Origin of the sequence: Prolixibacter denitrificans, from assembly GCF_003014495.1 — a bacterium.
Lineage (GTDB): Bacteria > Bacteroidota > Bacteroidia > Bacteroidales > Prolixibacteraceae > Prolixibacter > Prolixibacter denitrificans.
On record NZ_PYGC01000013.1, the window covers coordinates 84,008 to 110,060 of the forward strand.

The window sequence follows — 26,053 nt, forward strand, 5'->3', positions numbered from 1 at the left end:
GATGGAAGAATTTCTGAGCAGCCTTTTGGATAGTAGCTCACTTCCGGTTGTAACGGCATTAGTCCTGGGATTGATGACGGCCATCAGCCCCTGCCCACTGGCCACCAATATTACCGCCATCGGGTTTATTGGCAAGGATTTGGAGAACCGGAACCGGGTATTCTACAATGGACTGATCTATACGCTAGGCAGGGCCATCGGTTACACCGGACTGGCTTTCATCATCTTTTTAGGCGCTGACCAATTTGCCCTTTCGGGAACCTTTCAGCGCTACGGTGAGAAAATAATTGGCCCGCTGCTGATTCTGATCGGTTTGTTCATGCTGGATATCCTGAAAATTAAATTTCCCGGAATGGAAATGCTGACCCGGCGTTTCGAGGGAAAAAGCAACAAAAACTATTGGGATGTTCTCCTCCTCGGCGTTGTGTTCGCTTTGGCTTTCTGTCCGTATAGTGGTGTATTGTACTTTGGTATGCTCATCCCGTTGACCATTAGCAGTGCTTCCGGACTTTATCTGCCCGTTGTTTTTGCTATTGCCACCGGCATTCCTGTCATCATCTTTGCCTGGCTCATAGCCTTTGCCATTTCGGGAGTCGGCACCTTGTATAATAGGCTAAAGGTTTTCGAAATTTGGTTTCGGCGGGTTATTTCGGTCATATTTATCGGGGTCGGTTTCTACTATGTTTTTACCGTTTACTTTTAAGGATATGGAAAAGATGATTTGCTACTGCCAGCAGGTAACGGAAAGAGAAATTAAGGATGCGATGGCCAATGGAGCCAAAACATTAAAAGACATACAGGAAGCGACCGGAGCCTGTACGGGAAACAAATGTTCCGAACTAAATCCTACCGGGAAATGCTGTTCCGGAGACATCAATGCCCTGTTAAAAGCCAGTGATGGTCCTGCAACCTGCTGTTGTTGCAACTAAAAATTTTCGAATACAATTTTTGTCTGACTGAGAAATGAGAGATAAAGTAATTGCACTGAACCGAAATATGCATGGTTGGTTGTTTCCGGCGCTCCTTTTACCCCTGTGGATTGTTCTCTACTGGCAACTACAGCACGTAGCCGATTTTTTCATCGATGATGTGTTTGGAATGGCAACCGGTAAGCATCTGACAGAAACCCTTCGTTTCTTCATCTTCGAGGTGCCCAAGGTGCTGTTATTACTTGTACTCATCATCTTTGTAGTTGGCATTCTTAGAACGTATTTCACACCGGAGAAAACAAGAAAAATACTGGAGGGAAAATCCTTGTTTACCGGTAACATCCTGGCTTCACTGCTGGGAATTGTTACTCCTTTTTGCTCCTGCTCCGCGATTCCGCTGTTTCTGGGCTTTGTAGAAGCGGGTGTTCCACTGGGCGTCACCTTCTCATTCCTCATTGCCGCCCCAATGATTAACGAAGTAGCACTCGTACTGTTGATTGGAATGTTTGGCTGGAAAGTAGCACTCATCTACGTGGGAACCGGCCTTATCATTGCCATCCTGGCGGGTTGGATATTAGGAAAACTGGGATTGGAAAAATATGTGGCTGAATGGGTTTATGAAGTAAAAGCCGGCCACAACGAAGATGCCGAAGGACGGGTACATTTTCAGGAAAGAATACAATCGGGGTACGACGCAGTTAAGGAGATTGTGGGGAAAATATGGATTTATATCCTCATCGGTATTGCGGTTGGAGCCGGTGCTCATGGTTATGTCCCGGAAAACTTTCTCGGTTCTCTGTTGGGCAATCAGAACTGGTACGGCGTTCCGGTCGCCATTTTGCTTGGCGTTCCCATGTATTCCAATGCGGCCGGAATTATTCCTATTGTTAGTGTGCTTTTGGAGAAAGGTGTCTCGCTCGGTACCGCGCTTGCTTTTATGATGTCCGTCATCGCCCTTTCCTTACCGGAGATCATCATTCTGAAGAAAGTGCTCAAATGGCAATTGATTTCGGTTTTTGTCGGTATCGTTACCATCGGTATACTCATCGTCGGGTTCGTCTTCAACCATGTGATGTAGAAGAGCGGAAGAACTAAGACAAGAGACAAAAGACGGTTTCAGGTTGCGCTGCGAGGTTTCTGTAGTTGACATTGTTACTGTCGTTACTGTTGTTAGGAAAAGACTTCAGACTCGAGACTACAGACTGGACTCCGCTGCATCCACTCTCCTCTTCTCATCTTCAGAGCTTCAGTTCCCTTTCTTGCAGCGAAAAAAAATTCAATCACACAAAAAATAATCCGATAAATGTTTGCTTTTCACATAAAAGAATTAACTTTGTAAGTGATTACTTACATCAAGGTCATGGAACGGCAAAATAGCGAAACACGGCAAGGCCAAATCAAACAGGCAGTACTCGACATCATTTACACCGATGGTCTTAAGAACCTGTCGACCCGCAATCTGGCCAAACGCATTGGCATGAGCGAAGGGGCCATCTTCCGCCACTTTGCTACCAAGCAGGACATCATCCTGGCTATTATTCAGGATGTGCAGACCGATTTCATCGGGCAGTTGCGAAAGATTGCCACTTCTTCGCTGGAACCGAAAGAGCGCTTGCAAAAGTTCATTTGCTCAACCGTTCAGTATCTCACCGACAACAAAGGAATCACCATGCTTCTCTTTTCTGAAGCATCACATAATAATGACGAACAACTGAAATCGACGCTTCGTCAAATCTTCAATAACCAGAAATCACTGGTTAGTAAAATCTTTCTTGACGGAATTGCTGAAGGAACCTGGGATGAAGAGATACCCGTTGAGAATCTCGCCATGCTGTACATGGGCATTCCGGTATCATTAAACATTGAACTGATACTCAACAGAGGAGAGTCTCAGAACGACAATTTCTGCAAGAAAATGTTGAGTCTTATGCTCAAATTACTGAAGCGATAATTTTTTTTGCATCTAATGTAAGTAAATACTTACTTAAACTTTTTAGTCATGTTGTACGGAATCGTTTTTTTCATCATCGCGGTAGCATCATTCATCTTTGCCATGCTGGGCCTTGGCGGAGGAATGGTGTACGTACCGGTCCTGAACTGGGCTGGTTTTGATATGGTTTCCGTGGCCATACCACTCGGTCTCCTATTGAATGGCTTAAACACCGGTTTGGTTCTTATTCCGTTTGCACGGAAAAAAATGGTTGACTGGAAGGGAGGCGCTGTTATGGCGGTGACAGCACTTGTTGCCTCTCCCATTGGAGCCATGACCAGCGACAAAGTTCCGGTAGCTACGTTAAAAATCCTGTTTGCCATCATGGTTGTCGCGGCTGCTATTCGCATGATATACGCCTCCAAGATGGCTGAGCCGGACGAGATGATGTCCATGAAGAAGCGAAGCATCATCGGGTTCTTTGTCGGAGGTTTTGCCGGTTTCGTTGGCGGAATGCTCGGACTGGGCGGCGGATTCATCATTGCCCCTATCCTCATGATGATGGGCTACAAAACAAAAGAAGCGGCAGCTACCACTGCTTTTGTCGTCACGTTCTCTTCCATTTCGGGGTACCTGGGCCACGTTTCGCAGGGACACATGAACTGGCCATTGACCATCATTGTCGTCATTGCTGTTATTATCGGCTCTCAATTAGGAGGCCGGTATATGACACAAAAGGCCAAATCGAAACAGGTAAAAGTGATTTACGCCATCGTCTTGCTGGTAATTGCTGCCAAAATGGTGTACGGCGTCATCCATTAATATGCATCGTGTCATGAAAAGATTGAGATTATTGACGCTGCTCCTATTCATTGCTGCATCCGTTCAGGCGCAGGAAAACAAAGGTCCGCAGCTAAACGGCTACATCCAAACCCGGTTTTCGAGCAATCTGAATACCACTTCGGAATTCATGGTTCGACGGGCCAAACTGTGGCTTAAGGGCGAGGTACCGACTGCCAATTTCATTAGCTATAAGATGCAGGTTGTTTACCGCTCGTACAAGGACCAGAATTTCATTTTTCAGGATGCGCTGGCGGATATACATCTGAAAGGAAACGGGTTGTTCCGGCTCGGACGGTTTGTGCCGGACTTTATGATGCAACGCATGCAACCCGATTACCGGATTCCGGTTTTGGAGCGGGCATCTGTCATCAATAAACTGAATATGAATCCGAAGTACGGCGCCCGGATGATTGGACTCGAGTACTTATACAGCCAGTCAGGCCAACCATGGCATGCCAGTGTGGGGCTGTTCAACGGAAACACGGACCAACCCGGTCATAATAACAACTCTCCGTTGATAACATCGCGGTTAAACCGGAAATTCCGTTTCGATCAGCAGTCCGATATTACCCTTGGAGGTTCGGTAGCGTACCGGAACATCACGCAAATGAGCCTGCCAACAATTTATGCCGCTGACTCACTCCTTTCGGGAGACGATTTTCACTGGGGCGCCGAAGCTTTGCTTCACTGTAATCATTTCCATTTGCAGGCCGAATATATTCAGGCACTGCTGAACAATCACAAAGCAGATGGTTACTACCTGCTGGGTTGGTACGATTTCAATACCCATTACCAACTCACCGCTTTCACCGAAAAATACACGGACCTGAATTCCGCGACAACGGATCAGCCCTGGTATGGATTAGGGTTCAACTATCTCATTACAGAAAAAACAAAATTAATGGCCGATTTTAAATGCAGCGATCTGAATCAGAATCCGGTTTATTCGGCCAATATCCAACTGCAGTTACTCTTTCGGTAGAGGGAGAACTGTATAATAACGAATTGTCAAACTTAAAAATCAACATCATGATCAATCCACAAGAATGGCTCGAATTCGGGCAAAAGTTTCACGGACACAAATGTCCGGCTATGCCTATGGGACTGCGCGTTGGTGCAGCTGCCATGAACGCACTGGGTGTTGAACGCGCCCGCGACGGACAACTCATCGCTTTTGTTGACCTGGGCGATGACCATTGTGCTACCTGCTTTGCCGATGGTTTGCAGGTGATTATGGGAACCACTTTCGGCAAGGGAAACATTAAAAAAACACACAAAGGTAAATGGGCTGTTATTGTTGTCGACAAAGCCAGTGGCAAAGCTGTGCGGGTGACTCCCCGGGCTGAGGCCATGCTTGCCAACAAACAGACCTCCTTCTTCAAAGACTACCGTGAAAAAGGAATTCCGGCCAGTAAAGTTCCTGATGAAACGGTTGAACCACTCGTTAAAAACGTGATGAATGCTCCTGCCGATAAAATCCTGATCGTGTCGGAGGTATTTGATTACGATTTGAAAGAGCATCCCCACAGCTTCAACAGCTTTGTTTGTGAAGAATGTGGCGAAATGACAGTAATGGAATATGGTCGCGTAAAGGGCGATAAAAAGGTTTGCATGGACTGTGCAGCTAAATAAAGATTACTGCTTTTCATAATTTTCTGTTATACTTGGCCACCCGGTATATTGCATGGGAATATCTCCTAACAAATACCGGGTTTCTTTGTACCTAAACTTTTTCACCTTCTCTTCTCCTCTCCTTTCCTGCTAAAGTAAAAAAAAAATGCATTTTTATGACGTATAATTACGTCATGTTAATATTTGACGTATATTTGCGTCAAAAGAAATACAAGATGGTACAAAGTAAAACCGAACTATTCGAGCAGGAGCTCATTGAGAAGGCAACACTTTTCAAGGCTCTGGCTCATCCGGCCCGGCTGCATATCCTCCGGTTCCTGGCTGCCACGCAATCGTGCATAACAGGTGATATTTCCGATGAGCTGCCCCTGGGACGAACCACCGTCAATCAACATCTGAAAGAGTTGAAAGAGGTAGGGCTGATCACCGGGCACATCGAAGGCGTTAAAACCAAATACTGTCTGGACATGGACAATGTGAAACGCCTTCAGAAAGAACTGGGCGGTTTTATTGACGACTTGCATATCGAAGATTATTGCTGCGAATAAACAGCAACATCATTCATACACTTAAATCCTCCATATCAAATGAACGTACTTATTTTATGCACCGGAAACTCCTGCCGCAGTCAAATGGCTCACGGTTTCCTGCAATCATTCGATAAACGCATCAACGTGCAATCGGCCGGCACCGAAGCCTCAGGCAAGCTGAATGAAAAGGCGGTAGCAGCCATGAAGGAAATTGGCATCGATATCAGTCACCATACCTCCGACCCGGTCGACAAATACCTGAACGACGAATGGGACTATGTAATCACTGTTTGTGGTGGTGCGAACGAGACCTGCCCGGCTTTCATGGGAAAAGTCAAGCACCGTCTTCACATCGGATTCGATGATCCGTCGCATGCTACCGGAACGGACGAATTCATTTGGAGTGAATTTATCCGCGTACGCGATGAAATAAAAGCGGCTTTTTACCAGCTGTATACAAATGATATTAAACCTCAAATATAATCCGCTATGCAAGTAAAACCCGAAGATTTAAAACTGCTCGTGCAGGAAAAGTATGGTGAGATTGCCTCACAAAGTAAGGAAGTAAACCAATCATCGTGCTGTGGCGGAACCAGTTGCTGCGGTGATTCCACTTACACCATTTTCAGCGACGACTACACCATGCTGAAAGGTTACAATGCTGACGCCGATCTGGGGCTGGGTTGTGGTTTGCCCACCGAATTTGCTCGCATTTCAAAGGGTGACCATGTACTCGATTTGGGAAGCGGTGCCGGAAACGACTGCTTCGTGGCTCGTGCCATCACCGGCGAAACCGGGAAAGTGACCGGCCTCGATTTTACCGATGCCATGCTCGAAAAAGCCCGGAAAAATCTGGAGAAGACCGGCTTCACGAATGTCGAATTTGTGAAAGGCGACATCGAAGAGATGCCGTTGCCGGAAAATACCTTCGATGTGGTCATCAGCAACTGCGTGCTCAACCTGGTTCCCGATAAGGAAAAAGCCTTTAGCGGTATTTTCAGGGTACTGAAACCCGGAGGACACTTTTGTATCTCCGACGTGGTGCTGGACGGTGTTCTGCCGGAAGGCTTAATCAAAGAAGCCGAAATGTATGCCGGATGTGTATCGGGCGCGATTCAGCGTGAGCAATATCTTTCCATTATCGAAGAGAAAGGCTTTTCCGATATAAAGGTCGAAAAGAACAAAGCCATCACCATCCCGGATGATATCCTGAGCAATTACCTGTCGGAGCAGGAAATGGAAGAGTACAAGACTTCCGGAACCGGCATTTTCAGTATTACCGTTACTGCGAACAAATAATTTTAAGCGATGGATCAACAAAAAAAGCATATCGGTTTCTTTGAGAAATACCTTACGTTGTGGGTAGCCCTGTGCATTGCGGGGGGAATCGCTATCGGCCGCTTTGCCGGTGATAGCATTCAATTTTTGAGCAAAATGGAGCTGTTTCATGTCAATATCCCGGTGGCTGTGCTCATCTGGTTGATGATTTACCCCATGATGTTGCAAATTGACTTTTCCAGCCTCAAAAAAGTTGGGAAACGTCCCAAGGGATTAATCCTCACGCTGGTTGTCAATTGGCTGATCAAGCCTTTCACAATGGCTTTCTTTGCCTGGATTTTCTTTTCCAAGCTTTACTCAGCGTTCATTAATCCGGATATGGCCGGTGAATATATTGCCGGTGCCATTTTGTTGGGGGCAGCGCCTTGTACGGCAATGGTATTTGTATGGAGTTACCTCACTGACGGAGATCCTAACTATACACTCGTACAGGTTTCGATAAATGACCTTATTATTTTGGTTGCCTTTGTGCCTATTGTAGGGCTGTTGCTGGGTATTACCAATGTCCACATTCCTTATAATACACTCATCGCCAGCATTCTGATTTTTGTAGTCATTCCTCTGGCAGCCGGATACACCACAAATAAGCGACTCATTCGCCGCAAAGGCGAAGAGTGGTTTAAGACTGTATTTCTTCCCCGGTTTAAACCAGTTTCCATTGTCGCGTTGCTTAGCACACTGGTACTATTATTTGCCTTCCAGGGAACGAATATCACCCACAATCCGCTCATCATTTTATTGGTAGCTATACCACTGATCATCCAGACCTATTTCATCTTTTTTATTACCTGGCTTGGTGGCCGACGACTAAAATTGCCACATACTGTTTGCGCTCCGGCTGCAATGATTGGCGCCAGTAACTTCTTCGAACTGGCAGTGGCTGTAGCTATTTCCCTGTTTGGATTACAATCCCCGGCTGCGTTGGTGACTGTTGTGGGTGTATTGGTAGAAGTACCGGTTATGCTCTCTCTTGTGCGTCTCGCGAATCGCTGGAAATACTGATAAGATAATCTGAAGACAGTGATTGGTCTGCAGGTGAAAGTGCCAGTGATGATAGCATTGGTGAATGTGGCTTTTCGGTTGAAGAAAGCGTATTTTGTGAGATAGCGAGTAGTTGTTTACAAGGGACAGTACGATAATATTGGGGATAAGGATTACGCTAATTTTTGCTAATTACACGAAACGAAGTTCGACGAAGTCAATTGCTTCGATGCTGTGTACAAGCAGGCCTGAAGGGCCGCAAGCTCATAGCCCGGGGCAAGGAGGCACGACGCCGCCCCGGGTAACGATACCCCAGTAAACAGCGGCACACGTTCTATTGTGGATTGGAATGGTGACGATCTTGCGCCGCACATGCCGGCATTGCTATGAAATGCCAAAAGCCCTTTCATGTTCTGAATTCGGGAGGGACAGCGCAGCCTGAAACCGGGTTAGTGCGCGGCCACGATGTATCGTGGCCCTACCAGGTCGGCATCCATTTTGAATGGTTTAGCTCACCCTCTATTCAGATAATGCCATTGTGAAATTTGTGCTTTCTTTGTGTTCATTGTGGTTTATTTTTTTTAACACAAAGGACACAAGGCTTTACCGCCAGGAACACAAAGACGACGCGTACATCGAAGCCGAACAACAGGAACAAGAGTAACCATAGGAACAACAGTAACCGCGCAGCCTAACCTGTAAGCGTCTATCGTCTGTTCTCTTCAGATTTTGTATCTTTGTTTCCCTTAAAAAGGAGACCAGAAAGATGATCGATCAATCAACCATATGCGCCATTTCCACCCCACCGGGCGTGGGTGGCATCGCGGTAATTCGCCTTTCAGGCCAGAAGGCCATTGCCATTACCGACCAAGTTTTCATTTCTCCCAACACGAGCAAAAACATGGCCGACCAACCGGCCAATACCCTCCATTTCGGTACCATTCGCAGCGGCGAGAAGATTATCGACGAGGTGGTGGTGAGCCTGTTTCGTGCCCCTCATTCCTTTACCGGTGAGGATGTGGTCGAGATTTCGTGCCATGGGTCGCAATATATCCAGCAAGCGATTCTCGAACTGCTGTTATCGAAAGGAGCCCGCATGGCCGGTCCGGGAGAGTTTACTCAAAGGGCGTTCCTGAACGGGAAGATGGACCTCTCGCAGGCTGAAGCCGTGGCCGACCTGATTGCCTCTACCTCGGCCGCATCGCACAAACTGGCCCTGAACCAGATGCGCGGAGGCTTCTCACAGGAACTGATTAAGCTGCGCGGAGAATTGCTCAGCTTTGTGTCACTCATTGAGCTGGAGCTTGATTTTAGTGAGGAAGATGTGGAATTTGCCGACCGGACCCAATTGCTCGAACTGGCTACCCGCATCGAGGAAATGATTGGCAAGCTGGCCGACTCGTTCAAGCTGGGAAATGTCATCAAAAACGGTATTCCGGTCACCATTGCCGGCGAAACCAACGTGGGCAAATCGACCTTGTTGAACGCCCTGCTGAATGACGAACGCGCCATCGTATCGGAGATTGCAGGAACCACACGCGACGTTATTGAAGACGTTATCAATATTCGGGGCGTCAGCTTCCGGTTCATCGACACGGCCGGTATCCGTACCACTGCCGACAAAATAGAAAGTATGGGTATCGAGCGGACATATCAGAAAATCAAACAGGCCAGCATTGTGCTGCTGCTTCTCGACCTCACCCGGGAACCCGAAAAATACCTTCAGAACCTGGAAGATGTGCGCCAGCATATCAACCAACAGAACCTGATCATCGTAGGGAACAAAGCCGACCAGGTGGACGAAGGCGTTGTCCGAAAGATGCTAATGGACATTACCCTGGCCGATAATGAAGATATGGTCTTCATCTCCGCCAAGATGGGCCATAACATCGACAGCTTGAAAAGCCTGTTACTGGAAACAGTGAACCTGTCGCGTTTAGACAGCGAAGAAGATGTGATTGTGACCAACGCCCGTCACTATGAAGCGCTCACCCAGGCCCGCGAATCCATTCAGCGCGTGCTGGATGGTATCGAAAATGGCATTACCGGTGATTTTCTGTCGCAGGATATCCGCGAATGTATGCACTATCTCGGTCTTATCACCGGTGAGATCAGCACGGACGAGGTGCTGGGGAATATTTTCCGGAATTTTTGTATCGGAAAGTAACGAAAAACTTCAGATTCAAGCGACGATTTCGATGCTATCAGTATATTGCTAGAATACTCACTGAAACAACTCCAGAATTTCCTCCAGAATTACCTTTCCAAAGTAGTCGGTCAGATTGACCGTTGAAAGGATTTGCCGGAGGTTTTCGGTTTCGTGCGGCACACCGACGAGCTTTTCTTCGAGCTCTTCGATGGGTTGCGATGCAAAGAAATCGCCGAAAATCTTCACGTCCTGAATGACACCCTTCTTCACATCCATGTGCAGTTCGATGAAACCGGCGGGTACTTTAATGGCTTTGTTGAAATCGTAGCTGGGTGAACCACCAAAATTCCAGTCCCAGGTACTGTACTTTTCCGCGGCCAGTTGCTCTATTTTCGCCACTTCATCCGATCTTAACTGATGAATGGTTGTATTCTCTCCGTTCTCCTTGACGATTTGTCCGATAAGCAGCTCCTTAAATTTGTCGACGGTAATGCCTCCCGGGAAATAGTCAATCAGGTTCGTTACGCGGGCCCGGGCCGACTTCACCGCTTTGTCCCGGAATTTCAATGGATTAATTTTCAACGCCTCACTCAATACCTTCATCTCGGAATCCAGCAAAATGGTACCGTGTTGAATGAGCTTTCCGTTGCGTGCCAGCTTAGCGTTACCGCTGAATTTCTTGCCATCGATCACCAAATCATTCCGTCCTTCGAGTTTAGCCGGCACATCCAGGTTGTTCAGCAAATCGACCACCGGCTGGGTGAATTTCGAGAAATCGGAAAAATCGTCGTCGCCCAGGGGCGTATGGAACGAGAAGTTTAGATTCCCCAGGTCGTGGTAAACGGCACCACCGCCCGACATGCGGCGAACTACCTTTATCTTGTTTTCCGTGACATAATCGAGGTTGATTTCCGCCAGCGTATTCTGGAACCGTCCCACAATGATGGAAGGCGCATTTACGTATAGCAAGAAGATCTCGTCGTTCGGATATGTATTCAGCAAATACTCTTCGGAAGCGATATTGAAATAAGCGTTATTTGAGGGCGAATCGATAATCAGCATGAATAAATTTTTTTGCAAAAATAGGAAGTTTTTGGTTGTCAGAGTCACGAATCAAAAGGAATACAAAACATTAAGACTTTCAGTCTCCACATCGTTTTTAACCGATTAATGTGCTTGATTATAAGCTATCTAAATGAAAAATCCCGGCCAAATTGAACCGGGATTGTTTCTATTCAGCCCCCAAAAAAATGCCATCAAGTATTGTGTTAATTCTGTACCAGGTATTGCAGCCAGTATGCAATTTCCGATGCTGTAAAGTTGCAGTGCCCGTACCGGTCTGGAATGACGACAGGAGTCAGGTAATTTGATGATGGCGGGTTGAAATAGGCTTTCTCGTAATAGTCCACCTCCTGCTGAACCAACGCTATGTGATCATACTGACCATGAATAGTAATTAGTGGAAGATCCAGAATTCCAGACGTTTCAAAATGATTATTGAGAGTTTGCACGGCTTTGCCCCAATCCGGCGTTTTAATGCGCTCAACGGTCAGGTTCAGTTTTCGATCATTATCCGAACCTTCATAAATCCTGCGGGGAAATTTGTTGTTAAAAGGATTCCCGTGTAACCGATCAACGGCGTCATTCGTCGCTTTAATGGCAAACCGCATGACATCAAGAATATTCCTAATGACCATTTGTGGATTAGTGCGGTCCGCAGGTATTCCGGAACAGTCCAAAAACTGATTTATCTTATTCCCGTTGTTATTCAAGTAATCATCGGACAAAACTTCAATGATGGCAGCCGGTAAGGTTCCGTTGTTCCATTCCTGAATGGTCCTTTTGGGAACAAATCTGGGACTTCCCAGGTAAATACCTTTAATGCTCGGTCCGAAAAAGTATTTGAACAGTACATGGGCATCGCCGTAATACTGTAGCTGGTCATAAAAATTTCCAATCGGACAGCATGTCGCAACAGCAGCTGAAAACAATTCAGGATAATCTTCGACGGTTAGCACCGTGATTAAACCACCTTCTGAAGGCCCAACGAGAACAATACCATTCGGCGGATCATAGGTAGTGGCATTCGTAATGAAAAATTCGGCAATTGTTGTTCGCAGTAACAAAATATCCTGCTTTGCCTCCGGAACTATCAGACCATTGTCACGATAACTTGTCGTCGCATACCCCATCTCCAACGCATTGGTCACGAAATAGGAAATTGGAATATAGCCGCCGGCACCATTGGGAATTGAGTCATCAGGTAAAGCCACAGGTTTGTCAAAATCGACATAACCATGGGCGTAAACCAATAAGATTTTAGGATTCGTTGAATTATTCCATGACGCAGGAAGTTGAATGTCGTAGAGGGCTCCAGAGGAAAGGGTACCGTTAGCTGGGGTAACACCCACCCCATTTTTCAATGTGCTGGTCTCCACATTTTCAGGTTCAAAAATTTCATCCTGACACCCGGGAATGAAAAATAAGGCCATCATTCCCAGAAAAATCAGGATAAATTTTTGTCGAAAATAAAGAGCTTTTTTCATGGTAACTTGGTTTTTAGGTTCACCATTCAAGTTACGGTTTATATTGCTGAATTTCAATATATTGATGTTATCATAACGATTGTCTTTATTCAATAGCTGCCAGGTAACATTTGCCTGAAAATAAATTGAAAAGAACTCCTGATTTGCAAAAAAGAAGGCCGCCCAACACATTCCGGGCAGCCTTCTTTCTTAGAAATTTTAATAGCCAACTCTCCTTCTTCAGATCATCCGAAAAGTTTCTTATAAATTATTCATGGGAATCGTCACATAGATACCAATCCGGGCCCCCGACCAATCCTGCCTAACCGGACCATTCTCGCCGACCAGATAATGTAGAACATTCTCCTTCGTTTCTATTTTGCTTTTCGCATTATATTCATAACCGGCATAAATACCAAAAGAGATGTCGGTAAAAAAGTAGCGACTCATCCTGACCTGCGGCATCATCCACCAGTTGTGGCTTTCGAACTGATATGTTTCGTCAAACCCCTGACTGGGAATGACTAATTTTTCAGCTATATCAATATTAGCAAGCTTAATTCCGGAAGACAACTCCAGTCCCAAAAACAGGTTGCTCCCAACTTCTTGTTTATACGAAACGATTCCACCAAAATTCACGGCCCGGGCTTTAATATCCATCCTATACGAACCCGAATAATCGGCATAGCTGTTTCGTGCACCGGTGGAATAATAACCGGTAGTGGCCCCGAAACCGAACGATGGATTCAAATAGTACAACACGTCGGCTCCGAAATTAGCATAGCCCGGAAACGCTTTCATACTTTTCACATTCACCCCTATATCGGGAATGGCGTACTGCTGAAAATCTTTAAAATCAGCCATCGCATACGTACCCCAACCAATGGCCGGACGAAATTCAAACCCCTGCCCTTTCAGACCTATACTAATGAAACAAAGGAAAACGAGCGGTATAATTCTTTTAATGGACATAATCTGTGATTGCCAGGTGATAACCTGAATTAAAAAAGATATAGTTATTTAAGAGGCGGAAATCCCATGGATTGGCATGATGATTAAGCTCTAACTTGACCACGTCATTGTCATAGTCGTACACGAAAATCTTTTTTTGCGAATAGGAAACCAACAATAAATTGTTTGTCACGGGATCGAAATTGATGGGATTCGCCACAAACTGATTCAGATTACGAATGGTTTGCCCGGTCGAACAATCCATCACGTAAATACCATCCATTGCATTTACCAACAACTCATTGGGCTTTCGGGGATTAAAAAGACAACTGATATCATTCCCTGAATCTTCGTACTGCACAATTATTTGCTGGTTGTCGACCTCTTCGCAAATGTGCAACCCAAGATCATTACAAAAGGCTGCATAATGACCGTCAGAGGATATGGCAAACCGGTAATACCTGTTTCCGCGGATAGAGCCCAAAGGTCCTGAATCAGAAATAATACTGTCGTTTTGAATATTCAACAAACAAAAACGGCCGTCATAACCAACCAGGAAGATAGTATCGTTCAGGTTCTTCATTACCTGAATCGTTGCATTATCGCCCAATCCATTAGGAAGTTCCTCCAATACCTTCATATCGGAAGTACTAAACCGCATCCGTTTCTGGTTCACAATAGCATACAGGCTTTGATTATCTTTCGAGAATGTCAGTGTGGGATTATTATTATAGTCGTACGGAAAATCATAGTTACCGGCAGTTTTTAAATTTTCATCCACTTCCCTGACAAACATGGGGTCTTTCAAAAAGTAGGAATGCATATCGGGCTTGTATAGCATATCGGTGAACTGCAGCCCATCTTCAGTTCCCAACGTATGCCTTTCATAAAGGTAATGAGTCGCTTTTCCCCAAATCGTTGATTTCAATGGTTCAAAATCAATCCGATGAAGAAGTGGCTCTCCAAGTCCGGTCGCCGGAATTGTATAGGAATTACCCGATGGCACCAGAACTTTTGAAATAGTATCTCCCAGGCTATAGTAGGTTTGACACTGAAATGGATTTGGCGTCCAGCTGATAGTCAGACTATCCAGGTTTTCGGCAAACTGAATATCGACAGGGTAATCATAAGTGTAGTTGACTACGGCTGTATGGATATCTCTGTTCAGATCATAAAACTCGGTTGTTAGTGTCACATTAATCTGCCCACCTACATATAAAGAGTCGATAAATGAAGTACTCTCGGAACTATAAAGCGCAACAGAATACCGGTCGTTGATACCTTTGTTATCGATCGACAACTTGTAGGCGTGGAAAAATGAGGAGTTAAACTTATCCCATGAGAATTTGATAAACCCGTTTTCAATGGAGGAAGTTAGTTTCAGGTTCGGTGCCTTTGGATTTTCAAATACAACAACCCACTCTTTGGTAAATAGGAATCCTTCATTCCCTGTTACATCAGCCAGGCTCCCTGTACCGGAAGTAGTATATACTTTCATCTCCATCGGATACATACCCTCATGAAAGCTGGCCGGATCAATATCTATGTAGCCACTTGTTTTGTCGTAAACATGCTGCTCTTCGTTCAGCGTAATTATAACACCCACAATCGGCTGATTGTCCGAAACCAAATTGAAATTATAACGGGATTTCGTCCACACATGGAGTGTATCATCATTCAAATCGAGTGTGAGGTTTTGAACCTGCGGTGGAGTAGTGTTTTGATCGACTTCGACAAAATTCTCCCCTACCGGAGAATACGTACACGAGTAAATCAGTGGAATCAATCCAATGAGAATAGAAAATACAAGCTTTTTCAATCTTTTGTTAGTTAGTTAACCAATCTGGTTTGTCTGTCTGCGTCACAAATGTAACATAAAACGCTATCAAGAAATCTGTTTTTTTATATGAATATTCTCATGATAGCAATAAAACAAACACACTTGTTCGGCACTATCTTTTTCCTTGAACAAAGAAACCTTCCATATTTTTGTTTTTATACCAATTGGTATATATTTGTAAGAGGTATGAAGAAATCGGAAAGGACAAAGCAGTTCATTATTGCGCAGACCGCTGCCATTTTCAACAAGAAAGGGTTTGCCGGTACGTCCATGGCCGATATTACCGGAGCAACGGGCCTCACCAAAGGAGCCATCTACGGAAACTTTGCCAACAAGGATGCAGTGGCACTGGCTGCTTTTGCTTTCAACTACGGACAGATACGAAAAACGGTTCATACCGGGCTGCAGCAGGCCAAAAATACGCGCGAGAAGCTGATGGCTTACGTTTCGTTTTACAAAGAGTACTACCCCACCATCTTTGAATGGGGAGGCTGCCCGATTTTGAATGCTGCTTCCGATTCCGACGATGCCCACCCTGCACTTTTCGAAAAGGCAAGTTCGGCGCTGGAAAGCTGGCGTAACAATCTTATATCCATTATCGAGGAGGGTCTGGACAACGGGCAGGTAAAACCAGATGTCGAACCCGAAGCTTTCGCCGATGTATTCATATCGCTGGTGGAAGGAGGCATCTTGATTGCGAAAACGCTGGGCACCGAAAAGCCCTTACTATCGAACCTGGAACAGTTGAAAACACAGATAGAACAAATAGTAATCTGAATAAATAAATTTTTTTAATCATGAATATACCAATTGGTATAAACATATTAAAGAAACAAAAACCAATATCCTTATGAAGAGAGTAGTTATTACCGGACTGGGAGCGGTAACCCCACTAGGCAATAATATTCAGGACTTCTGGCAAAATGCCGTTGCCGGGAAAAGTGCGGCCGCCACCATCACCCGCTTCGACCCGACGAAATTTAAAACGCGGTTTGCCTGCGAAGTAAAGGATTTCAATCCGGCAGAATACCTCGAACGCAACGAAATCAAGCGCAGTGATCTTTTCACTCAATATGCATTGTACGCCGCCGCCCAGGCCATGGAAGATTCCGGTCTGGATTTATCGAAAATGGATCCGTTCGATGTCGGCGTTATCTGGGGGTCCGGACAAGGCGGAATGGGAACATTTGAAGAAGAGGTAACCAAGTATGTGCAGAATGGCTTTGAACCCCGTTTCAGTCCGTTCTTCGTGCCCAAACTGATCGTCAACATGGCATCGGGAATGATTTCGATGAAATACGGATTACAGGGGATGAATTATACCACGGTCTCGGCGTGTGCTACTTCCAATACTTCCATCATGGATGCTTTCAATTACATCCGGATGGGAAAAGCCAAAGCATTCGTAACCGGTGGTTCAGAAGCACCGATTACTCCGGCATCGATGGGCGGATTCAGTGCCCTGAAGGCGATGTCGACCAACAACGATCATCCCGAAGCAGCCAGTCGTCCGTTCGATGTGGACCGCGACGGCTTTGTGATGGGCGAAGGAGCCGGTGCGTTGATTCTCGAAGAATACGAGCACGCCAAAGCACGCGGAGCTCACATTTATGCCGAGATGGTCGGTGCAGCTATGACGGCCGACGCTTTCCATATGACCGCTACGCACCCGGAAGGAATCGGAGCCATAAAAGCGATGGAGCTGGCGCTGGAAGAGGCACAACTCAATCCCGATAAGGTGAATTACCTGAACGTGCACGCCACCTCCACACCGGTAGGTGACCCGAGTGAGGTAACAGCTGTACAGAAGGTATTTGGCGAAAAACCGCTGTTAAACATCAGTGCGACCAAATCGATGACCGGACACTTGCTGGGAGCAGCCGGTGCAGCCGAGTCGATTTTGTGCATCAAAGCCATCACTGATAACATCGTACCGCCCACCATCAATACGGTGAACCTCGACCCGGCCATCCCGAAAGATGTACGCATCATTACCGGCGAAAGCATCGATGCCCAGGTGGATGTCGCCATGACCAATAGCTTCGGCTTTGGCGGGCACAACGCAACGCTGATTTTCAAAAAAATCTGATAATAATAAAACATTAGAAATGAGAGATGAACTTTACTCCCATTGTTCATTTCTCATTTTTTATGAATAAAACAGAAACAACTACCCTTCCGCCGGCACCACCATCTTATTATACCGGTTCCGGTACTCGACCGGTGTCAGGCCGGTTATCTTCCGGAAGGTATTTCGAAAAGCCTTGCTATCGGTATAACCTACTTCGAACATCACCTCGCCAATATTCTTTCGACTGGTTTCGAAGTTGCGTTTGGCTACTTCCATCTTCACCCGCTGAATGTATTCCAGCACCGAATTATTCGTGGCCCTTTTGAACCGCCGCTCAAAACTGCGCCGGCCGACCGATAGCTTATCAGCCAGCTCATCTACAGTTATCCGGCCGTCGATGTTCTGTTCAATATAATTCTGCGCTCTCCTGACCAAATCATCGTCGTGCTTTTTCTGTCCTTTGAACATGGCAAACGGCGACTGACTGTTCCGACCGATATCGATGGCAAAATACTTCGACGTGAGGATGGCCATTTCCCTGCCGGCAAACTTCTCCACCAAATGAAGCAACAGGTTCCAGTACGAGTTAGCCCCGCCGCTGGAATAAATCCCGTTTTCCTCCGTCACAATCAAACCATCCTGCACATCCACCATAGGAAACAACTCGCGAAACAATCCGGTGAAGCCCCAGTGAGTAGAGCATTTCTTTCCATTCAGCAATCCCGTAGAGGCCAGCAGGAAGGCTCCCACACACAGGGACGCCACCTCGGCCCCATCATTGTATTGATCGATAATCCAGGGTATCATTTCCCGATTGGCAGCTATCGCTTTTTCCATATCACCAAACAGGGCCGGAATAATGATCAAATCGGGTTGGCCGGCTTCTGGCAGCAACTTGTCAGGATGAACAGAGAAATGACCGTTTCCCAGTTGAACTTCGCTCTTCACTCCTACCAACTCTACCTGGAACAGCGGTTCTTTTCCCGCTTCTTTATAGAACTGGTTCACCGCACTGAAACAATACTGCGGGTCGGCAATGGCCTGCAAAACGGAGCTTTCGGGAACAAGGATGGCTATTTTCTTCATATCAGTCTGTTTTGTGTATCCATGAAAAAGCTAACTGCGTATAACATCAAATATAAGACGTTCTTGTCGGAAATAGACTTTCATTTGTCGCTTTCGTACATCTCAGCTGCCGGTTGAACGCCGTAAGTTTGTACAAAGCGACAGGATGATAACACAATAAACTAAATAATAACATCATGGAAACAAAAGCAAAGACCATCATTACCGTTCAGGCCATCATCGACGCACCGGTTGACAAGGTGTGGGATGCATGGACCAACCCAAAGCACATTGTTCAGTGGAACGCAGCATCGGATGACTGGCACACACCCAAAGCGGAGAACGATTTACGCCCGGGTGGAAGATTCACCTCACGCATGGAAGCCAAAGACGGCAGCATCGGCTTCGATTTCGAAGGCGTATACGACGAGGTGAAAAATAACCAATTCATCTCTTACACCATGGAAGACGGCAGGAAAGTAGAGGTATCCTTCGAATCCGGAGGTGGTGCGACCAGTGTCATTGAACGCTTCGAAGCAGAAAACACAAACACTATCGAACAGCAACAGTTTGGCTGGCAATCGATTCTTAATAATTTTAAGAAGTACGTGGAAGGAAATCACCCCTACCCGCGATGATTATCGGGGCCCTAAAGGGGACTTGAAACTGCCCTTCCAGATAATATTTCGAGGGATAAAACAAAAAGTAAAAAGCTTACAAAAGAGCCATTTTAACCAATAAAATTCATAGCCATGTCAAAAGTGAGTACATACCTTAATTTTCTTCGGGATACGGAGAAAGCTTTCAATTTCTACAAAGAAATCTTCGCCACCGAGTTGACCGAACCCGGATTCATGCGTTACGGCGACATTCCCGTTCATGAAGGAATGATTCCTATTCCGGAAGATGAAAAGAACCTGATCATGCACGTGGAGCTACCGATTCTCGGTGGTCATGTGATAATGGGAACCGATGTCCCTAAGTCCATGCAATCGCAGATAACCATGGGCAATAACGTATACATCATGCTGCAACCCGATACCCGCAAGGAAACCCGGAAGCTGTTCGATGCCCTTTCTGAAGGCGGAATCATACGAGAGGAACTGCAGGATATGTTTTGGGGTGACTACTACGGCAGCTGCACCGATAAATTCGGCGTGCACTGGATGTTCGACTGTACAGAGAAAGCCAGCTAGCGTATTATGGGAAAACTGCACTCATTTCAGTTCATTACACTGAACGGATTTCTGAACGATCCCAACGGGGACATCAGCTGGCACCGGCATGGCACCGAAGAAAACCAATTCGCCAACAACAGCATGCAGTCTGGCACTACCTTACTGTTTGGACGGAAAACCTACGAAATGATGGCTTCCTACTGGCCTACACCTCTGGCCGCGGAAAACAGTCCGGAAGTAGCCCAAAAGATGAACATCGCCAAGAAGATCGTTTTTTCACGCACCCTGAAACAGGCCGGATGGGAAAACACGTTGATAGCTAATGATGCCGTGGAGGAGATGAAACGGTTGAAGGAAACATCGGATGGCAACTTTACCTTGCTGGGGAGTGGCACCATCCTGACACTGTTTGCTGCAGCCGGCTTGATTGACCAGTACATGGTGATGATTGACCCGGTAGCCATCGGTGCCGGCTCAGCCGTTTTCGGTGGCATACCGCAACCACTGAACCTGGAACTCACCAACGTCCAATCCTTTAAAAGCGGTGTGGTATTGCTTAGCTACCGGCCGTTACAGGAAGTTTAACCATCAATAGAAAAACAATGAAAGATCAGATAACACCCTGCCTCTGGTTCGACCACCAGGCAGAAGAGGCAGCCCGTTTTTATACTTCCGTTTTCCGGAATTCGAAGATTGACAACATCTCCTATTATGGAAGCGAAGGACAGGAAATACACGGACAAAAAGAGGGAACGGTCCTCACCGTCAATTTTCAAATCAACGGGCAAAAGTTCATGGCGCTGAATGGCGGGCCTGTCTTCCAAATCAGCGAGGCCGTTTCGTTTATGGTGAATTGTGATACCCAGGAAGAGATTGACTACTACTGGGAAAAGCTGTCGGATGTACCCGAAGCAGAGCAATGCGGCTGGCTGAAGGATAAATACGGCGTTTCGTGGCAAATCATTCCAACCGTCCTGGGCGAACTGATGAGCGATGCCGAACGCGCTCCCCGTGTAATGAAAGCGTTTCTGCAAATGAAGAAATTTGATATTGAGAAGCTGAAACAGGCGTAGCCCGGCTTCGCCCACCCCGGATTCAGATAGTGCAATGGATAAGCGGCGTACATTCTAACGCGGATGAGTGAACTTTCGTTGCTGCGCCGCACGTACAGGCATTAAACCAAGATTCTTTTATACCAGTCCTTTTACCTTGATGCAAAAGGACGAAAAGATCAAGTCAAAGTAATCCTTCCACCCGCGTCACTGTTTTTTCTTTCCTACCCACTACCCGGAATCCCCACCAAAAACCGCTCCCGCCTTCTCCTGCCCGGGCTATCCCGATGTACATCGGGAACGGGCCCGCACACTTTTCGCCTATCGGCGAAGATGGGGATTATCACCGAACCGTTCTTAAAACAATTAGTAATGAAAAATGAACAATCGAAAGACCGTTCTATATCGTCTAAGGTTGAGCAAAGCGAAATCCCGACCGTGCGTCGGGGTCTAATGTCTATTGTCTTTTTTCCAACAACAGTAACCGCGAAGCTGAACAACAGAAACGACAATAACAATTAGTAATGAAAAATGAATAATGAACAATCGAAAGACCATTCTATATCGTCTAAGGTTGAGCAAAGCGAAATCCCGACCGTGCGTCGGGGTCTAATGTCTATTGTCTTTTTTCCAACAACAGTAACCGCGAAGCTGAACAACAGAAACCACAGAAACAAAAGTAACCATAGAAACGGCGAAGCCCAACCTGAAACTTGAAACCTGAAATCATTTAACGGTCTTCTTAACACATAACACTTAAAACTTCTCCCTCTTGAAACCTTTCCAAAATATTTCAGTTTATTTAGGTGTGGAAGAAAACAACGTCATAAAGGAACAACACCCCATGCAGGAAACGCTCGATCAACGGTTGACAGAACGGAATATCAAACCCACAGCGGTGCGGTTGCTGGTATTGAAGGCGTTTATGGCACAGGAGGCGGCGATTGGCCTGGCGGATTTGGAGAACCGGTTCGACCATGCCGACAAGACCACCCTGTACCGTACCCTGAAAACCTTCGAAGAGCACAAGCTCATCCACAGCATCGACGATGGTACCGGCGCCCTGAAATACGCTTTGTGCCAGGAAACCTGCGATTGTACCCCGGAAGATTTGCATGTCCATTTCCTCTGCACGGTCTGCAACAAAACATTCTGCCTGAACGACACACCCATCCCTCAAATTAACCTGCCGACCGATTTTAGCCTCGACAGCGTCAACATGGTGGTGAAAGGCCTCTGCTCCGACTGCCGATAAATCCCCTCATTTTCATTACACTTTACAATCGCTGTGCACTTTTGCAACCCGGTTGCATAGGCTCCCGCCCTATCTTTGTGTCCATAAGAAGAGGATACAACCATGAAAAAATATCAGCTGAAGAATCTCGATTGTGCCAACTGCGCCGCTAAAATAGAAGATGGCGTGGGCAAACTCAGCGAAGTACAATTTGTGAATGTCAACTTTGCCAACCTGTCGATGACCATCGAAACCGACGACATCGATCGGGTGCGGCAGAAGATTCGCGAGCTCGAGCCCGACGTCGAAGTAACCGATAACGACGACACCCCGCAACTGATTGCCAAAAGCGAACTGGCCGAGAACCGGGGAACGCTTGTCAAGGCAGGAATCGCTACGGCGTTGTTGGTTTTGGGAATCATATTCAAGGACGTGTTAGCTCAAACGCCCTATCACCTGGCAGAATATGCCGTATTTGTCGCGGCCTGGCTCATCAGCGGCTGGAAAGTGATTGCCGGCGCTATCCGTAACATCGTCAAAGGACGTGTTTTCGACGAGCAGTTTTTGATGACCGTCGCCACGCTGGGCGCGTTTGCCATTGGCGAGATGCCCGAGGCCGTTGCCGTTATGCTCTTCTACGTAGTGGGCGAACTGTTCCAGGACATTGCTGTAGGCCGTTCCCGGAAATCCATCAAAGCCTTGCTGGAAATCAAACCCGAATTTGCCAACGTGAAACAAGGAGCAGAGATTCAGAAAGTGTCGCCCGAAGAGGTACAGGTGGGCGATGTGATTGTGGTGAAAGCCGGTGAGAAAGTCCCGCTCGACGGAACGGTGCTCGAAGGGAGTTCGTTTGTCGATACGGCAACGCTGACGGGCGAGAGCGTTCCCCGCAAGGTAAACGCCAACGACGAAATTATGGCCGGCATGATCAACCAATCGGGACTGCTGACCATACAGGTGAACAAAACCTTCAGTGAATCATCCATCTCGAAGATACTGGAGCTGGTCGAAAATGCGACGGCCCGGAAAGCCCGAACCGAAAAGTTCATCACCACCTTTGCCAAATACTACACGCCGGTGGTGGTTATCGGTGCCCTGTTGCTGGCCGTGTTGCCGCCGCTGTTCATCGCCGGAGCCACCTTCAGCGAATGGATTTACCGCGCGCTGGTCGTGCTGGTTATCTCCTGCCCCTGTGCCCTGGTCATCAGCATTCCGCTGGGCTACTTTGGCGGCGTGGGCCGTGCCTCCAAACACGGTATCCTGGTGAAAGGCTCGAACTTCCTCGACGCTCTGACGCAGGTAAGAACGGTAGTCTTCGACAAAACCGGAACACTGACCCAAGGCGAATTCAAGGTTACCCATGTCGTTACCGTGAATGGCTACAACGAGCAACAACTGCTGGAATATGCCGCCATCGCCGAGTCGGGCTCGAACCACCCCATCGCGCAATCCATCCTCGACGCCTGGGGAAAGCCGGTCGATGCAGCCCATATTTCAACAGTGAAGGAAATATCCGGGCATGGTGTGGTGGCTACCGCGAATGGAAACACCATCCTGGCCGGAAACGACAAGTTGCTGCACCGCGAACTCATCGAACACGATAGCTGCGATGTGGAAGGAACGGTGGTGCATGTGGCCGTCGATAAGACGTATGCCGGCTACCTGGTGATTGCCGACCGCATCAAGGAGGATGCCGCGGAAGCCATCCGGAAACTGAAGAAGCGGGGCATGAAAACCGTGATGCTGACCGGTGACGAAACATCGGTAGCGCGGTCGGTGGCCGAGAAGCTGCAGCTCGACAGCTACTATGCCGAACTCCTTCCGGAAGACAAGGTACGGCACATCGAGGCATTGCTCGACGGCGAACACAAAGTAGCTTTTGTGGGCGACGGTATCAACGATGCGCCGGTGATTGCCCGTGCTGACGTGGGCATGGCGATGGGTGCGCTGGGTTCCGACGCCGCCATCGAAACCGCCGACGTGGTGCTGATGACAGACTCGCCGGCCAAAGTGGTCGATGCCATCGATGTGGCCGGGAAAACGCGCCGGATTGTCTGGCAGAACATCATATTCGCCCTGGGCGTGAAGTTCATCTTCATCCTCCTGGGAATTGCCGGCATTGCCAACATGTGGGAAGCGGTCTTCGGTGACATGGGCGTAGCGCTCCTGGCGGTGTTCAACTCGATTCGCGTCCTCCGGGAAAGTTAAAACGGTTACGCTTCGCGGTTTCTGTTGTTCCTATCGTTACTGTTGTTGGGCTTCGCGGTTCCTGTGGTTTCTGTTGTTCCTATGGTTTCTGTTGTTGAGCTTCGCAGTTACAGCATTTCAGGTTTCAGGTTGCGCCAGAGGTTGCAGTGAGCGATATTGTTACTGTTGTTCGAAGAGTTTTAAGTGTTATGTGTTAAGTTTTAAGAATGGTCGGTGATAATCCCCAGGTTCGCTGATAGGCGAAAAGTGTGTGGGCCCGTCAAAGTCGCCCGGGCAGGAGAAGGCGGGAGCGGTTTTTGGCGGGGATTCAGGGAAGTGGGTAGGAAAGAAAAAACTGTGACGCGGGTGGAAGGACTACTTTGACTTGTCCCGATGTATATCGGGATTGGTACTTTTGGGTCAAGCCAAAAGGACAATGTAGGAAGTGTTGTTCTGCTTCGATGGAGGACTTCTTTGTGTCCGTTGTGTAAACCTTAGCGTCCTTTGTGGTAAGTTTTAACCGCAAAGTGCACAAAGAAAGCACAAAGTACACAGTCTATCTTCGTGTTATGAGTGGTAAAAAAGGCTCCACGCTAAGACCGCAAAGATTTTCGCAAAGGGCGCAAAAACGTCCACCGATGACACGGCTAAAGAATGAAGGATAACCGCGGATAAGCTTCCGGTTATTTTCTGCAGCAAGTTAGCGGGCTGTCCCCCTTGGGAGGGGGAATCAAAGGGGGAGGAAAAATTTCTGATTGTCCATTTTCTGATTTTTCAATGAACAAATCCTCCTCCGGCCTTCGGCCACCTCCTCCGAAGGAGGACATTCGCGAACGACTGCACTTTAATGAAATGTCGCTGTTTAAGACCGGCTTAATCAACAGAAAGAAACTTCTTCGATTAAGATGCGCTTCTCACCTCCGAAAGATGAAGAAGTTTATCCGGCGAGATGAAGAACTTCGTACCGTGAGATGAAGAAGAAAATCCGGCGAGATGAGCTTCGCACGGTCGTGAGATAAAGAACTCACGGATGCGGGAAACGGTTCTCCTGCCGGCCGGAAACAGTGGATTTTCAGAAACCACGTCTGCTTTTACCCAAAACCTAACATGATCTGGTCCCAAACCATGTGTGTTTTTACCCCAAACCTAATGTGGTTTGAAGTGAAACCTGCGGTGGTTTCGCGCTACCGACGCCTTACTCCTTTTGGGGGTCCGCCGTGGAAAAAAGTATGTCCCCCGAACATATTTCAGGGTGTGCCGTGTGAAAAAGTATGTACCCGGAACATTTTTTGAGGTGCCTGTCTTGTCCTGAAATAGCTTGACGTAAAAAGTCAGGAAAATGAAGAAAGGAAAAGAGGCCATGTTAAGCGATCACATGGAAGGATTTCAGGAAAAACCGATTAATTACAATGCTTACGAAGTTAGTTTCAGGCGCTGGTTGGTCGGCCAGATAGATGCAGAAAAGATGAGTTTTCAGCAGGCACGCGACCGGTTTGATTTAGGTTCCCAGTACCGGCGCATTATCAGGAACTGGCAGGAACGTTATTCCGATGATATTCACTTATCTTTACAGGCGATGAGTGGAAAAGAAAGAACAGATGTAAAAGCGCTGGAGAAG

The 26,053-nt window shown here is 47.1% G+C and carries 26 protein-coding genes; 21 read left to right on the forward strand and 5 right to left on the reverse strand.

The annotated features are described in order from the left end of the window. Window position 1 precedes the first annotated feature (1 nt). The 12 genes from CLV93_RS18175 to mnmE all read left to right on the forward strand — a co-directional run bounded on the left by CLV93_RS18175 (window position 2) and on the right by mnmE (window position 10,350). The gene (locus tag CLV93_RS18175) at window positions 2-703 is read left to right on the forward strand and encodes an aromatic aminobenezylarsenical efflux permease ArsG family transporter (RefSeq protein ID WP_106543648.1); all 702 of its coding nucleotides are present in this window, start codon (window positions 2-4) and stop codon (window positions 701-703) included. A gap of 4 nt (window positions 704-707) precedes the next feature. After that, on the forward strand, window positions 708-929 hold the full coding sequence (locus CLV93_RS18180; protein WP_106543678.1) for a (2Fe-2S)-binding protein: 222 nt from the start codon (window positions 708-710) through the stop codon (window positions 927-929). Window positions 930-963: 34 nt separating this feature from the next. Continuing rightward, entirely contained in the window at window positions 964-2,007 is a 1,044-nt protein-coding gene (locus CLV93_RS18185; protein WP_106543649.1) for a permease, read from the forward strand. Between the two features lie 282 nt (window positions 2,008-2,289). Further along, on the forward strand, window positions 2,290-2,880 hold the full coding sequence (locus CLV93_RS18190) for a TetR/AcrR family transcriptional regulator (protein WP_146142079.1): 591 nt from the start codon (window positions 2,290-2,292) through the stop codon (window positions 2,878-2,880). A 48-nt stretch (window positions 2,881-2,928) separates the two neighbouring features. Then, entirely contained in the window at window positions 2,929-3,681 is a 753-nt protein-coding gene (locus tag CLV93_RS18195; RefSeq protein WP_106543651.1) for a sulfite exporter TauE/SafE family protein, read from the forward strand. A 13-nt stretch (window positions 3,682-3,694) separates the two neighbouring features. Further along, window positions 3,695-4,684, forward strand: coding sequence for a porin (locus tag CLV93_RS18200; RefSeq protein WP_170108994.1), 990 nt, complete (start codon window positions 3,695-3,697; stop codon window positions 4,682-4,684). A gap of 47 nt (window positions 4,685-4,731) precedes the next feature. Further along, entirely contained in the window at window positions 4,732-5,334 is a 603-nt protein-coding gene (locus CLV93_RS18205; protein WP_106543653.1) for an FmdE family protein, read from the forward strand. Between the two features lie 215 nt (window positions 5,335-5,549). Then, window positions 5,550-5,882 carry an ArsR/SmtB family transcription factor gene (locus CLV93_RS18210; protein ID WP_106543654.1) on the forward strand — a complete coding sequence of 111 codons (333 nt, stop codon included), beginning with the start codon at window positions 5,550-5,552 and terminating at the stop codon, window positions 5,880-5,882. A gap of 39 nt (window positions 5,883-5,921) precedes the next feature. Then, entirely contained in the window at window positions 5,922-6,347 is a 426-nt protein-coding gene (locus CLV93_RS18215; protein ID WP_106543655.1) for an arsenate reductase ArsC, read from the forward strand. Between the two features lie 6 nt (window positions 6,348-6,353). Beyond that, window positions 6,354-7,163: an arsenite methyltransferase gene (locus CLV93_RS18220; RefSeq protein ID WP_106543656.1), complete on the forward strand. Its 810-nt coding sequence runs from the start codon at window positions 6,354-6,356 to the stop codon at window positions 7,161-7,163. 9 nt (window positions 7,164-7,172) lie between these two features. Further along, complete coding sequence (gene arsB, locus CLV93_RS18225) at window positions 7,173-8,204, forward strand: ACR3 family arsenite efflux transporter (protein WP_106543657.1); 1,032 nt, start codon at window positions 7,173-7,175, stop codon at window positions 8,202-8,204. Between the two features lie 745 nt (window positions 8,205-8,949). Beyond that, complete coding sequence (mnmE, locus tag CLV93_RS18230) at window positions 8,950-10,350, forward strand: tRNA uridine-5-carboxymethylaminomethyl(34) synthesis GTPase MnmE (RefSeq protein ID WP_106543658.1); 1,401 nt, start codon at window positions 8,950-8,952, stop codon at window positions 10,348-10,350. A gap of 57 nt (window positions 10,351-10,407) precedes the next feature. Here the strand turns inward: mnmE and lplA are convergent, their stop codons facing one another. From lplA to CLV93_RS18250, 4 genes are all read right to left on the reverse strand, one after another. Further along, the gene (lplA, locus tag CLV93_RS18235) at window positions 10,408-11,394 is read right to left on the reverse strand and encodes a lipoate--protein ligase (RefSeq protein WP_106543659.1); all 987 of its coding nucleotides are present in this window, start codon (window positions 11,392-11,394) and stop codon (window positions 10,408-10,410) included. A gap of 206 nt (window positions 11,395-11,600) precedes the next feature. Continuing rightward, window positions 11,601-12,878, reverse strand: coding sequence for a hypothetical protein (locus tag CLV93_RS18240; protein WP_146142080.1), 1,278 nt, complete (start codon window positions 12,876-12,878; stop codon window positions 11,601-11,603). Between the two features lie 240 nt (window positions 12,879-13,118). Continuing rightward, window positions 13,119-13,829, reverse strand: a complete 711-nt coding sequence (locus CLV93_RS18245) for a hypothetical protein (protein WP_106543661.1) — start codon at window positions 13,827-13,829, stop codon at window positions 13,119-13,121. Further along, window positions 13,819-15,627 carry a hypothetical protein gene (locus CLV93_RS18250; protein ID WP_106543662.1) on the reverse strand — a complete coding sequence of 603 codons (1,809 nt, stop codon included), beginning with the start codon at window positions 15,625-15,627 and terminating at the stop codon, window positions 13,819-13,821. The genes CLV93_RS18245 and CLV93_RS18250 overlap by 11 nt, the downstream gene beginning before the upstream one ends. A 207-nt stretch (window positions 15,628-15,834) precedes the next feature. Between CLV93_RS18250 and CLV93_RS18255 the strand changes: the two genes are divergently transcribed. Together CLV93_RS18255 and fabF are read left to right on the forward strand one after the other, a co-directional pair. Then, a complete protein-coding gene (locus tag CLV93_RS18255; protein ID WP_170108995.1) occupies window positions 15,835-16,425 on the forward strand; it encodes a TetR/AcrR family transcriptional regulator in 591 nt (196 codons plus the stop codon). Between the two features lie 73 nt (window positions 16,426-16,498). Then, window positions 16,499-17,737 (forward strand): beta-ketoacyl-ACP synthase II, encoded by a 1,239-nt coding sequence (fabF, locus tag CLV93_RS18260; protein WP_106543664.1) that lies wholly within the window; start codon window positions 16,499-16,501, stop codon window positions 17,735-17,737. Between the two features lie 81 nt (window positions 17,738-17,818). On the opposite strand, the gene CLV93_RS18265 is transcribed toward fabF, so the two are convergent. Then, window positions 17,819-18,805, reverse strand: a complete 987-nt coding sequence (locus tag CLV93_RS18265) for a GlxA family transcriptional regulator (RefSeq protein ID WP_106543665.1) — start codon at window positions 18,803-18,805, stop codon at window positions 17,819-17,821. Between the two features lie 176 nt (window positions 18,806-18,981). Here CLV93_RS18265 and CLV93_RS18270 point away from each other — a divergent pair, with 176 nt between their 5' ends. The 7 genes from CLV93_RS18270 to CLV93_RS18305 form a co-directional block, all read left to right on the forward strand. Further along, the gene (locus CLV93_RS18270) at window positions 18,982-19,422 is read left to right on the forward strand and encodes an SRPBCC family protein (RefSeq protein WP_106543666.1); all 441 of its coding nucleotides are present in this window, start codon (window positions 18,982-18,984) and stop codon (window positions 19,420-19,422) included. Window positions 19,423-19,536: 114 nt separating this feature from the next. Further along, on the forward strand, window positions 19,537-19,980 hold the full coding sequence (locus CLV93_RS18275; RefSeq protein ID WP_106543667.1) for a VOC family protein: 444 nt from the start codon (window positions 19,537-19,539) through the stop codon (window positions 19,978-19,980). Window positions 19,981-19,986: 6 nt separating this feature from the next. Then, a complete protein-coding gene (locus tag CLV93_RS18280) occupies window positions 19,987-20,547 on the forward strand; it encodes a dihydrofolate reductase family protein (RefSeq protein ID WP_106543668.1) in 561 nt (186 codons plus the stop codon). A gap of 17 nt (window positions 20,548-20,564) precedes the next feature. Then, a complete protein-coding gene (locus CLV93_RS18285; RefSeq protein ID WP_106543669.1) occupies window positions 20,565-21,035 on the forward strand; it encodes a VOC family protein in 471 nt (156 codons plus the stop codon). Window positions 21,036-21,786: 751 nt separating this feature from the next. Next, window positions 21,787-22,269, forward strand: coding sequence for a Fur family transcriptional regulator (locus CLV93_RS18295; RefSeq protein ID WP_246187239.1), 483 nt, complete (start codon window positions 21,787-21,789; stop codon window positions 22,267-22,269). Window positions 22,270-22,371: 102 nt separating this feature from the next. Then, complete coding sequence (locus tag CLV93_RS18300) at window positions 22,372-24,456, forward strand: heavy metal translocating P-type ATPase (protein ID WP_106543671.1); 2,085 nt, start codon at window positions 22,372-22,374, stop codon at window positions 24,454-24,456. A gap of 1,318 nt (window positions 24,457-25,774) precedes the next feature. Further along, on the forward strand, window positions 25,775-26,053 hold a 279-nt coding region (locus CLV93_RS18305), incomplete at its 3' end, for a hypothetical protein (protein WP_146142081.1).

Coding starts and splice junctions, on each gene's coding strand:
- CLV93_RS18270 (WP_106543666.1), top strand. CDS start 18,982: ATGGAAACAAAAGCAAAGACCATCATTACCGTTCAGGCCATCATCGAC.
- CLV93_RS18220 (WP_106543656.1), top strand. CDS start 6,354: ATGCAAGTAAAACCCGAAGATTTAAAACTGCTCGTGCAGGAAAAGTAT.
- CLV93_RS18175 (WP_106543648.1), top strand. CDS start 2: ATGGAAGAATTTCTGAGCAGCCTTTTGGATAGTAGCTCACTTCCGGTT.
- CLV93_RS18205 (WP_106543653.1), top strand. CDS start 4,732: ATGATCAATCCACAAGAATGGCTCGAATTCGGGCAAAAGTTTCACGGA.
- CLV93_RS18190 (WP_146142079.1), top strand. CDS start 2,290: ATGGAACGGCAAAATAGCGAAACACGGCAAGGCCAAATCAAACAGGCA.
- CLV93_RS18300 (WP_106543671.1), top strand. CDS start 22,372: ATGAAAAAATATCAGCTGAAGAATCTCGATTGTGCCAACTGCGCCGCT.
- lplA (WP_106543659.1), bottom strand. CDS start 11,394: ATGCTGATTATCGATTCGCCCTCAAATAACGCTTATTTCAATATCGCT.
- mnmE (WP_106543658.1), top strand. CDS start 8,950: ATGATCGATCAATCAACCATATGCGCCATTTCCACCCCACCGGGCGTG.
- arsB (WP_106543657.1), top strand. CDS start 7,173: ATGGATCAACAAAAAAAGCATATCGGTTTCTTTGAGAAATACCTTACG.
- CLV93_RS18210 (WP_106543654.1), top strand. CDS start 5,550: ATGGTACAAAGTAAAACCGAACTATTCGAGCAGGAGCTCATTGAGAAG.
- CLV93_RS18185 (WP_106543649.1), top strand. CDS start 964: ATGAGAGATAAAGTAATTGCACTGAACCGAAATATGCATGGTTGGTTG.
- CLV93_RS18280 (WP_106543668.1), top strand. CDS start 19,987: ATGGGAAAACTGCACTCATTTCAGTTCATTACACTGAACGGATTTCTG.
- CLV93_RS18240 (WP_146142080.1), bottom strand. CDS start 12,878: ATGAAAAAAGCTCTTTATTTTCGACAAAAATTTATCCTGATTTTTCTG.
- CLV93_RS18285 (WP_106543669.1), top strand. CDS start 20,565: ATGAAAGATCAGATAACACCCTGCCTCTGGTTCGACCACCAGGCAGAA.
- CLV93_RS18255 (WP_170108995.1), top strand. CDS start 15,835: ATGAAGAAATCGGAAAGGACAAAGCAGTTCATTATTGCGCAGACCGCT.
- CLV93_RS18195 (WP_106543651.1), top strand. CDS start 2,929: ATGTTGTACGGAATCGTTTTTTTCATCATCGCGGTAGCATCATTCATC.
- CLV93_RS18265 (WP_106543665.1), bottom strand. CDS start 18,805: ATGAAGAAAATAGCCATCCTTGTTCCCGAAAGCTCCGTTTTGCAGGCC.
- CLV93_RS18245 (WP_106543661.1), bottom strand. CDS start 13,829: ATGTCCATTAAAAGAATTATACCGCTCGTTTTCCTTTGTTTCATTAGT.
- fabF (WP_106543664.1), top strand. CDS start 16,499: ATGAAGAGAGTAGTTATTACCGGACTGGGAGCGGTAACCCCACTAGGC.
- CLV93_RS18275 (WP_106543667.1), top strand. CDS start 19,537: ATGTCAAAAGTGAGTACATACCTTAATTTTCTTCGGGATACGGAGAAA.
- CLV93_RS18180 (WP_106543678.1), top strand. CDS start 708: ATGGAAAAGATGATTTGCTACTGCCAGCAGGTAACGGAAAGAGAAATT.
- CLV93_RS18215 (WP_106543655.1), top strand. CDS start 5,922: ATGAACGTACTTATTTTATGCACCGGAAACTCCTGCCGCAGTCAAATG.
- CLV93_RS18200 (WP_170108994.1), top strand. CDS start 3,695: ATGAAAAGATTGAGATTATTGACGCTGCTCCTATTCATTGCTGCATCC.